The organism is Picosynechococcus sp. PCC 11901, assembly GCF_005577135.1.
Taxonomy (GTDB): domain Bacteria; phylum Cyanobacteriota; class Cyanobacteriia; order Cyanobacteriales; family MRBY01; genus MRBY01.
This window is the reverse complement of the sequence record NZ_CP040360.1, coordinates 2,441,018-2,454,094: the sequence shown is the minus strand read 5'-3', so window position 1 is coordinate 2,454,094 and position 13,077 is coordinate 2,441,018. Positions and strand designations below refer to the sequence as shown.

Here is a 13,077-nt window from a genome sequence, read left to right as displayed (position 1 = left end):
GTGCTTCTGGATGAATGGTGCGTCTACAATTGTACTGCTTCAATCTCCCCCAGAAAGTCCTCTAGGCTTTTCCCGCTGAGAAAATCTAAGGTTTCAGCCCTAGGTAAATGCTGGTGGGGTGGGCAATGGGGACAAATTTGGCGATCGCCATGGTGCAAAGGCGTACCATCTTGAAAGTATTGCTCTAAATCCCGTTGCAGTTGGGTCAGCAGGGCGACCAGTTCAGTGTGGATGTGCTGATGCCAAGTCTGATCATATTGAAACGTCAGGGATTGGGGCGCTTGGCCTGGGGCGATAAACCAGTAGGTCATCGCGAGTTGCTCCGGCTGATAACCCGTGGTCTCGGCCATGACATAAAGATACAGTTTTGTTTGCCAGTGGTCTTTTAGATCATCGCTTTGGCGGGGTTGACGGTAGGTTTTCCAGTCGTAAATTTGGAGGGTATCAGCACCAAAATTGATCCAATCACAAATAATCGTGAGCAGGAAATCGTCCATCATCAGGGTGCGGCGGTATTCGGCGGCAGTTTGTTGCTGTTGGTCGAGGAGTTGGGGTTGGGCGGTGAGCAGGGCTTGGAGACTCTGGTGGAGATTGGGGTCTGTGGTAATTTGCGCTGGGGGCAAGCCTAGCTGGAGTTGTTGCATCGCCTGGTGAAACCGGATGCCCCATTGCTGATTTTCCAGATAATCTGGGTTGTTGGGAGCCGTCAGTTGCTCCAGATAAAGGGCTTGGAAGGCTGGCGGGCAATGTTGGAAGCGTTCGAGGTGGGCTTGGGATAGATAAAACATAAGAGATTTTCAGGGGCGATCGCCTTTCCCCTAGATTACAAAATCGGACATGAATTTTAAGGGAAAAGATTTGCCCAGCGATTGAGGGCCGGATCCTGCTGACAAATGGCGATCGCCTGGGCGCGTACATTGCGGATGTCGTTGATCGTGCCTGTTGCTGGGTTTGTCCGCACATCCATGCAAGCACAACCATAACCGTAACTGCCCACATTGGTCACCACCCACTGATCCGGCGCAAAATTCGGCCAGTCCCAATCTGTTGCTACCTGATGTCCCCCTTGAACGCCAATGATCCATTCCCGGTCGGCATCATAGAGAGAAATATTGCCTGGGGTCGGATTCGAGAACCAGCCACAGCGGGTTTCAAAGCTGGTGGAGGTTTGGGCAATGGGTTGTGGCGGCGATTGCGGTTGCGCCTGGGGTTGCGGTTGCGGCGGCCTTGATGTTGCGATGCCGCCACCTGTGCCTATTTCAGCAACGCCCTCATCACTAGCCCCAGAACGGGTTGCCGTATTGGTTGGTGGATCTTGGGCGGTCACATCTTCTGTCGGGGGAGTTTGCGGATCAGATCCAATGGTTACTTCACAGGCGCTTAAACCCAACAACACAGCGACAATCCCTAGCCGATAAATGTGCTTCACCATGGGTAATCTTCTCCAACGCTTCCAGTGATTGATGAAAAGCTGTCTATTTCAAAAAATAATTCTTTAATTATCCATCATCAACTTCCAGGATGGGCTTGCCGATGTTACGGGGTTGTTTCTTGATCTTTGCCCAAAAGGAAGGTTCATCAAATTGGTGATCGCTTGGCGACATCTTTTCTCCTGTAGCCCTATTTCCCATTGTGCCCGATCTTTTTCCGAGGTGAGAATAAAGGCGATCGCCCCTAAAAAAATCCCTGGCCCTCCTAGGCAGCAACCCATCCACTCGGAGGTTAAAATAAGCCACTGACCCTTACAACACGGAGAACCAAGAGTGGAAACGCGATACAGTGCCGCTGATATTGAAGCGAAATGGCAACAACAATGGCTAGAGCTTGGCTTAGACAAAACCCCTAGCCAAAGTGACAAGCCAAAATTTTACGCTCTGTCGATGTTTCCCTACCCCTCCGGCAAGCTCCACATGGGTCATGTGCGCAACTATGTGATCACCGATGTCATTGCCCGCTACAAAAGAATGCAAGGCTATCGGGTGCTCCATCCCATGGGCTGGGACGCTTTCGGGCTACCCGCAGAAAATGCGGCGATCGATCGGGGGATTCCGCCCGCAAAATGGACGTATCAAAATATTGCTCAAATGCGCGAGCAACTCAAACAGTTGGGCCTTTCTATCGATTGGGATCGAGAAGTAGCGACCTGTTCCCCCGACTATTACAAATGGACGCAATGGCTCTTTTTGCAGTTCTACAAAGCCGGATTAGCCTACCAAAAAGAAGCGGCAGTAAATTGGGATCCCATTGATCAAACGGTTTTGGCGAATGAACAGGTAGACGCGGAAGGCCGTTCCTGGCGGTCGGGGGCGATCGTGGAGAAAAAATTGCTGCGCCAATGGTTCCTGAAGATCACCGAATACGCCGAAGAACTTCTCCAGGATCTCAATACCCTCGACGGTTGGCCGGAGCGGGTAAAGTTGATGCAGGAAAATTGGATCGGCAAATCCACCGGGGCGCACCTGGAATTTCCCGTTGTGGGCAACGATGAAAAAGTGGCAGTCTTTACCACTCGCCCGGATACGATCTTTGGGGTCACCTATGTTGTCCTGGCGCCGGAACATCCCCTGGTAGCTCAGGTGACAACCCCCGAACAAAAAGCTGCTGTAGATGCGTTTATCACTGAGGTGAGTCAAGAAAGCGAACAGGATCGTACCGCCGACGATAAGCCGAAGAAGGGTGTTCGCACCGGGGGCTGGGTGACCAATCCCTTTACCGGAGAAGAAGTGCCGATTTTGATCGCGAACTATGTGTTGTATGAATATGGCACAGGGGCAGTGATGGGGGTTCCGGCCCACGATAGCCGTGACTTTAAGTTTGCTAAGGAAAATAATTTACCGATCAAAACAGTAATTATTCCAGAAGGTGGCGACGCGACGGCGGCACTCACAGAGGCTTATACCGAGGCGGGCATTATGGTGAATAGTGGCCAATTTGATAGCCTAGTTTCTACCGAAGGGAAAAAGGCGATCGCCAAATTTGCCGCCGAAAACGGTTTCGGTCGAGAACAAATTCAATATCGTCTGCGGGATTGGCTAATTTCTCGACAGCGGTACTGGGGCTGCCCGATCCCGATGATCTACTGCGATGATTGCGGTGTGGTGCCGGTGCCGGACAGTGATCTCCCTGTCGTATTGCCTGAAGATGTGGAATTTTCGGCGCGCGGTGGTTCCCCTTTGGCCCAGATGGCAGACTGGCAGGCGGTGGACTGTCCCTGTTGCGGGAAAACTGCCCGTCGGGAAACGGACACGATGGATACCTTTATTGATTCGTCCTGGTATTTTCTGCGCTACACCGACGCCAACAATACCGAAAAACCCTTCGCCCTCGACCCAGTTAACGATTGGATGGCCGTGGATCAATACGTGGGCGGCATTGAACACGCGATTCTCCACCTGCTCTACTCCCGTTTCTTTACAAAGGTGGTGCGCGATCGCCAACTGGTGAGCGTAGATGAACCCTTCAAGCGTTTGTTAACCCAGGGGATGGTGCAGGCACTGACCTACAAAAATTCCCGCACGAATAAATATGTGCCCGCTGATCAAGTTGATCCCAATGATCCCAAAGATCCAGAAACCGGCGAACCGCTCGCAGGCTTCTACGAAAAAATGTCGAAGTCGAAATACAATGGCGTCGATCCGGCTCTGGTGTTAGACAAATACGGTGCAGATACGGCGCGGATGTTCATTCTCTTTAAAGCGCCCCCCGAAAAGGATCTAGAGTGGGACGATGCCGATGTGGAAGGGCAATTCCGCTTTTTGAACCGGATTTGGAATTTAGTCGCTGGCTACGAAGCGGCAGAAACTAGCGTTAAAGCGACAGGCGAACTGTCTAAGGCAGAAAAAGATCTGCGCCGGGCCGTGCACACTGCGATCAAAGAAATCCAAGAAGACCTCGAAGGGGACTATCAATTTAATACGGCGATCGCCGAACTGATGAAGCTCAATAACGCGATCAAAGACGTTAAATGCGTTGATTCCCCCGTGTACAAAGAGGCGATCGAAACGCTGATTTTACTGCTGGCTCCCTTTGCGCCCCACATCGCCGATGAACTTTGGTCAAATCTCGGTCACAGTGAATCGATCCACACCGTTCCCTTCCCACAATTGGATGAAGCGGCCCTGACAGTGGACGAAATTACCATCGTGATCCAAATCCTCGGAAAGACTCGAGGAACGATCCAAGTGCCAGCAGGGATTAGCAAAGCGGATTTAGAGAAAACTGCCACGGCTTCCGACATTGCCCAACGTTACATTGCGGGCAAAGAAATTAAAAAAGTGATCGTTGTCCCGAACAAATTGGTGAACTTTGTGATTCCTAAGTAATCGCCCATAACCAAGTTGTAAAGAAAAAGAGAGTTGCGTGAAAGTTAGCTCACTGGCCCTCTTTTTTTATGGCGATTTCTGTGGCTAATTTCCTCACTGAGCATAAAAAAACTCTCCCTTGATCCACAACAATGACGGGGAGAGCCTCAAAAGCTCAATGGAATTTTTTTTAAAAGGAGACCCACTTAACCCGTTGTCGCAGCGGCAGACAAATGCTCTGGCATCGGGACATTGGCGCGATAGTGGGGATCAATCCAAGCTTTGGGGAGCGATTCCCCCGAAGGGAAAATAAGTTCAGCTTTCGGATAAAATTCCGGATCTTGCATTTCTTCCCCGGCATGGGCACGGGCCCAAACTTTCGTTTTGAACGGATCCCATAATTCGGGCAGGTTCAGCACTTCGATCAAGACCTGTTCTGGGGCGTGGTTGAGAAACATCGGAAACCTCCGTGGCAACTTCAAAGTGGTTGAGGTGCAACAAGGCTCAGGCGTGTCTGGGATGTATCGACAAAATCTACGTCTCATTTAAGGTTAATCAGCTTAATATCTGGCCTAAGCCCAGGATTGATTAAGGAAAAGGCGATCGCCTTTCGGCAGCAGCTTTTATCTTATTTGCTAGGTCAAAAAGCAGAGAAATCGAGCGTTACTGCCCCCTAATCTACCTCTAGCATGGCATTTCCACCGCTAAAACGCCGTGCTTTATGAATTTTTCTAACGGTTACAGCCCCGTATCTTGTTGATTCCCATCGACCCGAAACAAGCTCTACAATGGCAATACTTTTGCTTAGAATGAGCCCATGACAAAGAGCGTCATCGAAATTTTATCCGCCGAGGAGATGCGTCGCACCATCACCCGTCTCGCCTCACAAATTGTCGAAAAAGCGGGGGATTTGACTGACTTAGCCTTGCTGGGAATCCATACCCGTGGTGTTCCCCTTGCTGAAAATATCGCCAAGCAAATTGAAACCCTCGAAGGCATTGCGGTGCCCGTCGGTGCCCTTGATATCACGTTTTATCGCGATGACCTTGACCAAATTCGGGTACGCACACCCTCAAAAACAGATATTCCCTTTGATCTCAATGGCAAGAATCTTGTCCTGATTGATGATGTGATTTATAAAGGTCGCACCATCCGCGCCGCCCTCAATGCCGTGAATGATTATGGTCGCCCGGAAGTGATCCGCCTAGCGGTTTTAGTTGACCGGGGTCATCGCCAACTGCCGATTCAGCCAGATTTTACCGGGAAAAAACTCCCCACCGCCAAAGACGAAAAAGTCAAAGTTTATCTCCAGGATTTAGATGGCCGCGACGCTGTAGAACTGATCAAGTAGGCTCAAATAGGCAATAAAAAAGGTGCATCACAATTTTTACGACACACCTTCTCCCTTTATTTCAGTACAAAATCCTAGTGGAGGAAATGGCGGGCACCTGTGAACATCATGATCAGCCCCAACTCATTAGCCGCCTTGATCGAATCCTCGTCCCGAATGGAGCCACCCGGTTGAACGATCGCCTTAATTCCTGCTGCGGCCGCACTCCGTACCGAATCGTCGAAGGGGAAAAAGGCGTCACTGGCCAGATACGCGCCCTGGGCCTTTTCGCCCGCCTGTTCAAAGGCAATTTTTGCGGCACCGACTCGGTTCATCTGGCCTGCGCCAACACCGACGGTGGTGCGATCTTTGGAAACAAGAATTGCGTTGGATTTAACGTGCTTGCAGAGCTTCCAGGCGAAGAATAATTCCGCGAGATCCGCTTCGCTGGGCTGCTTCTCCGTGACGCACTGCCAATCCTTGGGGTCTTCAATTTGAATGTCGGCATCCTGGGCCAAAAAACCACCGGCGATCGCCTTTAGGGTTTGGGTCGGGCCAGTGAGCAGATCGGGGAGGGTCAAAACCCGCAGATTTTTTTTCTTCGCGATAATTTCTCTGGCTTCTGGGGTGCAGTCGGGGGCAACCACACATTCTAAAAAGACTTTCCCCATGGCTTCGGCGGTGGGGCCATCGAGGGGTTTATTTAGGGCGACAATGCCCCCAAAAGCAGACACAGAATCAGCGGCAAAAGCTTTTTCGTAAGCTTCTCGCAACGTCGAACCCAGGGCAACACCACAGGGGTTAGTGTGCTTGAGAATTGCGACGGCAGGATCGCCATCGGGGAATTCCGCAATGATCCGTCGTGCCGCTTCGAGATCCACAAGGTTGTTGTAGCTGAGTTCCTTGCCCTGGAGTTTTTCAGCGGCGGCCCAACCACTAACTTGGGTGCCGGTCTTGTACCAAGTGGCCTTTTGGTGGGGGTTTTCGCCGTAGCGGAGGGTTTGCACTGCTTCGCCGCTGATCCCTAAGCGTTGGGGTAAATCGGCTGCTGCATTCACGGTGCTAGCAAAATAACTGGAAATGGCCTGGTCATAGGCACAGGTGAGGGCAAAGGTTTCCCCGGCCATGCGTTGCCGAAATTCAATCGTGGCAGTGCCGCTGTTATTGCGCAGTTCCGTTAAATATTCGTCGTAATAGCGGGGATTAGAAATGACTGTAAGGCTCCCAAAGTTTTTCGCCGCTGCCCGGAGCATGGCGGGGCCACCGATATCAATTTGTTCAACGGCTTCGGGAACAGTTACACCCGCTTTGGCAATGGTCTGCTCGAAGGGATAAAGATTTACCGCGACGAGGCTGAGGGGCCGAATATTATTGTCGTCTAAGTCTTGTAAATGTTCGGGGAAGTCCTGACGAGCGAGGATGCCCCCGTGGATCTTGGGATGGAGAGTTTTTACACGGCCACCGAGGATTTCTGGGGAACCGGTGTAATCGCTGACTTTGGTGACGGGGACGCCTGCATCCTTGAGGGCTTTGGCGGTGCCGCCGCTACTGATGATGTCAAATTCAAATTCTTCTACGAGTTGCCGGGCAAATTCAACGATGCCAGTTTTGTCTGAGACGCTCAATAGTGCTAAACGACGTGCCATATCCGCGATTTCCTTATGTGAACCAGCGTCCCATCATACGCGATCGCCTAAACTTTCTTCAAACAGTTACAAGGGCATCTGTCAGGAAGGATTAACAGTCCTCAGCAGTGCGGCAACCCTGCACCCACTCGCTGGTGCCCCCGGCAAAAAATTCCTTCTTCCAGATCGGGGCATTGTGTTTGATCGTGTCGATGCCATAGCGACAGGCCGCGAAGGCTTCGGCCCGGTGGGGACAACTGGCGGCGACAAGGACGCTAATTTCGCCGATTTCCAGTTTGCCGATGCGGTGGTGAATCACGACTCGATTTGTGTCGGGCCACTGTTGGCGGATGTCGTGGGCGATCTGCTGGAAAATGGCGATCGCCATCGGTTCGTAGGCTTGGTATTCGAGATAATGGACAGCTTTGCCATCGCTGCGATTCCGGACAGTACCGCTCATCACCACCACAGCCCCACTACCGGGGTCTTCGGCGAGACGATACACCGCATCAAAGGAGAGGGGAGCAAAGGCGATCGCAAACTGATCGTGGGGATAGGTGGGGACGCGCATCGGGTTTCATCTAAAAGCTTATGCTAGTCTAAAGGACGGTTCTTTCTTGATGCAAAACGTCTATGGCTTCGCAACTCCGGGTTTTTGTGCCTGATCATCCCCTCCTCAAACATTGGTTGGCGATCGCCAGGGAAACCAATACCCCCACCCCCCTGTTTAAAACGGCCATGAAAGAACTGGGGAAATGGCTCACCTACGAAGCCTGTCGCTATTGGTTGCCCACCCTCGATGCCGCCGTTGAAACACCCCTTGCCCAGGCCCCAGCTACCTTAATCCATCCCCAAACACCGATTATTGCAATTCCCATTCTGCGGGCCGGACTTAGTTTAATGGAAGGAGCCCAGGAGGTGATCCCCAACATTGCGGCCACCTATCACCTCGGCTACAAGCGAGACGAAGCAACCCTTGAAGTGGCTTGTTATTTGAATAATTTACCAGAGCAATTTGCCCCAGAAACTCACCTGCTGCTCCTCGATCCGATGTTGGCGACGGGGGGGACGATCGCTGCGGCCATGGCTGAAGTGATAAAACGCGGCATTGCCATGGAGAATGTGCGCATTGTTTCTGTGGTTGCAGCCCCGCCAGCTCTCCAGAAACTGAGTTTAGACTATCCCGCCCTACAAATTTATACGGCGATGATCGACCAAGAACTAAATGATCAAGGCTTTATCGTGCCCGGTCTCGGGGATGCCGGCGATCGCACTTTTGGTACCCACTAAACCCTAATGCTGCTGACTCGCCAAGGGACAAGGAACAAATCTCCTGGCAGGGGTCATTTCCTGGCAAAAATCTTTGCAAACGCACCCTAGTCAAGAGCGATCCCCAACCGTTAAGCTTAAGGTAGCACTGAGAAGAATCAAGGGTTTTAGTTTCCTATGAGTCAACGCGATGGATTTGGGACAGGGTTCCTGTTGGGCACTATTTTTGGTGGTGTTGTGGGGGGCATTGCCGGGGCGATCGCCGCTTCGAAAGTCAAAGACAATCGCGCCCCGCGTCAGACCGAATGGTCAGAGGAAGAAGAACCCCTCAGCTTTGACACCGAAGAAGGGATGGAAATGGCCCGTCGCAGCCTTGAAAATAAAATTGCCCAATTGAACGGTGCCATTGACGATGTCCGCCAACAAATGACGGTGTTGCATCCCCATAATGGTCAGGAGCCATTGAACCCCAATTCTTGATATCCGTACCCAAGCAATTTTGCAACATCGGTTAAGATGAACGACAAAGACCCCATTGTCAGGTCTTCAGTTTTTTACACGGTAACAGGAATATGGCAGCCGAACTATTACGAGTCAGCCTCGGAAACTTTATCCAGATTTATCTTCTGCTTCTTATTGTCCGCATTCTTCTCAGTTGGTTTCAGACCGCAGATTGGGCAATGCAAGTGATGGGTTTTCTGAGCCCTGTGACCGACCCCTACCTTAACCTGTTCCGTTCGTTTATTCCGCCCCTCGGTGGGCTGGATCTATCCCCCATTGTGGCAATTTTCTTGCTCCAAGCCGTTGGTGGCGTCCTGGGTGGTGGCGCTTTATTCTAAAGGTTTTAAAATTTTTGGCGATCGCCCCCCTATTGTGATTTTTTCCAGTCGGGGGGATTGGCTTTGGTCCCTTTTTTAAAGCTTTTTCCACAAAAACAGTTCTTTTTCCACAAAAATACGAAAGTTTTCCACAAGAAACCCGACTAAATCTTAAGGAAACATAAAGAGTCTTTTTGGCGATCGCCAATATTATCAAGGAAAAATTGACTGAGGAGAGATGAGTGTTGAAATATTTTTTGCGCGACAAAAAGCAGTGAATTTTTCGGAACGTTTTTTAAGAACATTAAAGCAAGACTGAGACTAATCGCGCTCTCCCAATATCCTTAAGGGAAGTAAGTGTATGGAGAGGCTGCGTGAAAGAAGGATTTGAGGAAAAAGTTCAAGAACTGTATCAACTGGCAAAGGATAAACCAGAGGATCAAGCATTTCAAGACGCCATTGAGGTAATTAAATCCCTGCGAATTTCTCGGGGTGCCCTCCAAAGTTGGACGGAGAAATACAGAGACCAAATAGAAATCCTGGAAACGGATATCGACACCCTAGAAGGACAATTGGTCTTAAAGGGCGATGAAAAAATCCAGCTGGAGCGTCAACTCGATGCGGCTAACCAGGAGATTACAACTTTAATTCAGAATTTAGAAAGAACCACCATCAAAAAAGACCGACTCTACTCAGAACTGAGACAAATGGAACAAGAAGCCTATGCCGTGGCGGAGAGGGTGAGACAAACCAATTCAATCTTCGGTAAATTCCAGGCTGTATGGCAATTTTTACAACTGATCTTCTTTGAAGATGACCCGAAGGATCCAGGCACCATCGATTTGAATCCTGAAGCAGACCCAGAGAAACCACAAATGGGATCAGGGATCGCCAATACTCAAAGAAGTCTCTTGGATAAATGATTAAAGTAGGAAGATAGCCATGTCCAGATTTAGTCGCATCATTGATGAATTAGAAGAATTAGACAAGCAAAGCTTAAAAAATACAGCTCGCGTCTTTGCAATTACCGCTGGTTTATATGAACGCCTACGTACAATTGTTGAGGCCCAAAAAGATTTGGGACAACCCCAAGCTTTACCTGGAAACAAAAAGATAGACCAAAAGTTGTTGCAAGCCCGCTATGGCACCTATGATAAGTGCTACCAAATCTATAAACAAACCTACGGCATCACTTGCCAGAGAGGGTGGAAAAATTTGGTGCCCTTGGTTGAAAAACTGCCGCTGCCCCAGACGATGGAAGAAAGGGTAGAACAACTAGAAAACACGGTAAAAGTTCTCTCTGAAGCGATTCTGGAGATGACCACCCAGTAGTCTTCATAAAGAAAAAAATAGTGGCGATCGCCATGTACTTCTTTTCAGTTAGAATCTTACCGAGGAGCACACAAACCGTCATCGATTCTGTAAAACCAAAGTATACTTTGCTCCGGAAAATACGTCTCAATTTTTACTTTTGTCCTGTCTTTCTCAATATGGATCTTTAACTTATTCATGCTGAAGATCTCAGTACAGGACAAAAACTTGAAAAGGATAGAGGGAGAGGGTTTGATAGGAATTAGAAGATAACCAAGCAAACCCTCATGATTCAGATTAGCGAAATTCGCGACCAATTGCGACCCCATATTGGATGGCATGGAGCCAGACTCTCCTTCGTTGCGATGTTCTTGATAGCATTATTCCGGGCGAAAACTGTCAATCTCGCCGAACTCGCCACCGTCTGGGGGGGTGATGCCACTGAGGAGTCCAATTACAAGCGCATGCAGCGATTCTTCCACTCTTTTGAGGTCAACATGGATAAAATCGCCCAGATGGTGATAAATATCGCGGCTATCCCGCAACCATGGGTCTTAAGCATTGACCGCACCAACTGGTCATTCGGGACAACGGATTTCAATATCTTGATGCTATGCGTCGTCCATGAAGGCATCGGCTATCCATTGATGTGGACAATGCTGGAGAAGAAGAGGGGCAACAGCAACAGTACAGAGCGCATGGATTTGCTTGAACGCTTCGAAACCTTATTTCCTGATATCGAGATTGCCTATCTCACGGGAGACCGGGAGTTTATTGGCAAACCCTGGCTGTCCTACCTGATGCTGGATATGCCCATTCCCTTTCGTCTGCGCATCCGTCAGACCGATAAGATTAGCAAAGGTAAGGGACAGGGACAACCGGCGATTGCGGGAGCTCACCTATTTCGGTCATTAGCCATGGGTGAGACAAGAATTCTGCCGGGAAAACGGTGGGTCTGGGGCCGTCCAGTCTATGTCATCGGCACTCGTCTGAAGCCAAAGCAGAAATCTCAGAAAACGGATGATGATTTTCTGATTATTATTACTGCCCATGACCCTCAAAATGCTTTGGCCGATTACCATCACCGCTGGGGGATTGAAACGTTATTTGGCGCCCTCAAAACCCGTGGCTTTTGCTTGGAATCGACTCATTTTATCGATAAGAGACGTTTGTCGAAGCTGCTGGCTCTATTGGCCATTGCGTTTGTCTGGGCGATGAAAGCGGGTTTATGGCGACATACTCAGAAACCGATTCGCATCATCACGGCCCATGGCCGTCGAGCTCGGAGTTTATTTCGCTATGGCTTTGACTTATTACGTCGCTTTTTTACCGCTTCTCCCCAATCTCTACTTGAGTCAGAGTTTCACCCCATACAACTTTTGTCCTGTACTTAGGCTGAAGATATACAATTCAGCAGCGTGCGTTACGCTTTGCTAACGCATGAATTGTTTGGGTTCAATAGCAACAAGAAGTGCGTCATATTTCATTAATGCATCTTATAACCTTAGAGTTCATAATTGAATAACATCGCTTTCCGTAATAAGTTCTGAATTAAAAACAAGCCAAGATTTAAAGAAATCAAGAATCCAATCACTTAGATGTGGATATTTTGATTCTATAGCTTGGATTCTCATTTTCATCTTCCTTTCAAAATAACTTCTATATTCCAAATTTTTGACAGCAAGAAAATTTAGAATATATGTTGATACTCTAAGTCTTGAAATTGCCAATTTAATATTATTTCTGGCATAATTTTTATATTGTGAAGCTTGTTCTTTAGGAGAATTAAAGGGAGATGTTTGGTTGGTTCTTACTATTTGATTGAATTTATTTTCATCTAAATTTAGTTCATCAAAGCTTTCAGACGTAATTTCATAATTGATAAAATTACGTAACCCAGATTCTCCCTTGCTATTCGCCATGTCAAATTGTCTTATCCCGATATTCCAATATCTATCTATTCCTTTCTGCTCTCTGAAGATTCTAGAATTTTCAAAAAAAGTTTGAAATTCCCGCTGGTGAGTATCAGAAGATTTATTATAAGCTTGGACTTTAAGCTCTTGTTCGATGTAATTAGAATATGAACATATTACCGAACTATTTATCCAAGTGAAAAAATTCAAATATAATCTATTTATACTTTGTGCAAGAAAAAAGTTTGCGTAGTACGAAGTAACAAATCCCCAGCTAAAAAATCCATTTTTAATTAAAAGGTCTGCAGCACAAATATTTAGAATTGCTTTGGACAATAGACATTCAATATCTGTCAGAATATAATTATATGCTTTGTCAACAACAAAGCCCGTTTCGTATTGCTGTTTATTTTTATCTAGACTTTTCAAATATTCTTTTAATGACCATTTTGCCTCTCCATTACAATTTTGAAATGCGATAGCAACATCTTCAAGCGCTAATGGCAAAAT

14 protein-coding genes are annotated in these 13,077 nt (G+C 48.4%); 8 read left to right on the top strand and 6 right to left on the bottom strand.

Annotated features, from left to right (window positions below):
• Positions 1-23: 23 nt before the first annotated feature.
• Both FEK30_RS12830 and FEK30_RS12825 read right to left on the bottom strand, forming a co-directional pair.
• On the bottom strand, positions 24-788 hold the full coding sequence (locus FEK30_RS12830; protein ID WP_138073399.1) for a PD-(D/E)XK nuclease family protein: 765 nt from the start codon (positions 786-788) through the stop codon (positions 24-26).
• Between the two features lie 56 nt (positions 789-844).
• A complete protein-coding gene (locus FEK30_RS12825; RefSeq protein WP_138073398.1) occupies positions 845-1,432 on the bottom strand; it encodes a DUF4087 domain-containing protein in 588 nt (195 codons plus the stop codon).
• Positions 1,433-1,763: 331 nt separating this feature from the next.
• Here FEK30_RS12825 and leuS point away from each other — a divergent pair, with 331 nt between their 5' ends.
• Positions 1,764-4,322 (top strand): leucine--tRNA ligase, encoded by a 2,559-nt coding sequence (gene leuS / locus FEK30_RS12820; RefSeq protein ID WP_138073397.1) that lies wholly within the window; start codon positions 1,764-1,766, stop codon positions 4,320-4,322.
• A 185-nt stretch (positions 4,323-4,507) separates the two neighbouring features.
• Here the strand turns inward: leuS and FEK30_RS12815 are convergent, their stop codons facing one another.
• Entirely contained in the window at positions 4,508-4,759 is a 252-nt protein-coding gene (locus FEK30_RS12815; RefSeq protein ID WP_062434491.1) for a hypothetical protein, read from the bottom strand.
• A 359-nt stretch (positions 4,760-5,118) separates the two neighbouring features.
• On the opposite strand from FEK30_RS12815, the gene pyrR reads away from it, so the two are divergent.
• A complete protein-coding gene (gene pyrR, locus FEK30_RS12810) occupies positions 5,119-5,652 on the top strand; it encodes a bifunctional pyr operon transcriptional regulator/uracil phosphoribosyltransferase PyrR (RefSeq protein ID WP_099240573.1) in 534 nt (177 codons plus the stop codon).
• Between the two features lie 74 nt (positions 5,653-5,726).
• Here the strand turns inward: pyrR and purH are convergent, their stop codons facing one another.
• The gene (gene purH, locus FEK30_RS12805) at positions 5,727-7,277 is read right to left on the bottom strand and encodes a bifunctional phosphoribosylaminoimidazolecarboxamide formyltransferase/IMP cyclohydrolase (protein ID WP_138073396.1); all 1,551 of its coding nucleotides are present in this window, start codon (positions 7,275-7,277) and stop codon (positions 5,727-5,729) included.
• 91 nt (positions 7,278-7,368) lie between these two features.
• Positions 7,369-7,827, bottom strand: a complete 459-nt coding sequence (locus FEK30_RS12800; RefSeq protein ID WP_065716571.1) for a molybdenum cofactor biosynthesis protein MoaE — start codon at positions 7,825-7,827, stop codon at positions 7,369-7,371.
• Between the two features lie 62 nt (positions 7,828-7,889).
• Between FEK30_RS12800 and upp the strand changes: the two genes are divergently transcribed.
• From upp to FEK30_RS12770, 6 genes are all read left to right on the top strand, one after another.
• Positions 7,890-8,546, top strand: a complete 657-nt coding sequence (gene upp / locus FEK30_RS12795; protein WP_138073395.1) for a uracil phosphoribosyltransferase — start codon at positions 7,890-7,892, stop codon at positions 8,544-8,546.
• A gap of 156 nt (positions 8,547-8,702) precedes the next feature.
• Positions 8,703-9,005: a ssl2009 family thylakoid membrane protein gene (locus tag FEK30_RS12790; protein WP_012307300.1), complete on the top strand. Its 303-nt coding sequence runs from the start codon at positions 8,703-8,705 to the stop codon at positions 9,003-9,005.
• A 92-nt stretch (positions 9,006-9,097) separates the two neighbouring features.
• On the top strand, positions 9,098-9,364 hold the full coding sequence (locus FEK30_RS12785) for a YggT family protein (protein WP_012307299.1): 267 nt from the start codon (positions 9,098-9,100) through the stop codon (positions 9,362-9,364).
• 353 nt (positions 9,365-9,717) lie between these two features.
• Complete coding sequence (locus tag FEK30_RS12780; RefSeq protein ID WP_138073394.1) at positions 9,718-10,266, top strand: hypothetical protein; 549 nt, start codon at positions 9,718-9,720, stop codon at positions 10,264-10,266.
• 19 nt (positions 10,267-10,285) lie between these two features.
• On the top strand, positions 10,286-10,675 hold the full coding sequence (locus FEK30_RS12775) for a hypothetical protein (RefSeq protein ID WP_138073393.1): 390 nt from the start codon (positions 10,286-10,288) through the stop codon (positions 10,673-10,675).
• A gap of 266 nt (positions 10,676-10,941) precedes the next feature.
• Positions 10,942-12,048: an IS4 family transposase gene (locus FEK30_RS12770; RefSeq protein WP_138073392.1), complete on the top strand. Its 1,107-nt coding sequence runs from the start codon at positions 10,942-10,944 to the stop codon at positions 12,046-12,048.
• A 117-nt stretch (positions 12,049-12,165) separates the two neighbouring features.
• Here FEK30_RS12770 and FEK30_RS12765 read toward each other — a convergent pair whose 3' ends face one another.
• The gene (locus FEK30_RS12765) at positions 12,166-13,074 is read right to left on the bottom strand and encodes a hypothetical protein (RefSeq protein WP_138073391.1); all 909 of its coding nucleotides are present in this window, start codon (positions 13,072-13,074) and stop codon (positions 12,166-12,168) included.
• Positions 13,075-13,077: the final 3 nt, after the last annotated feature.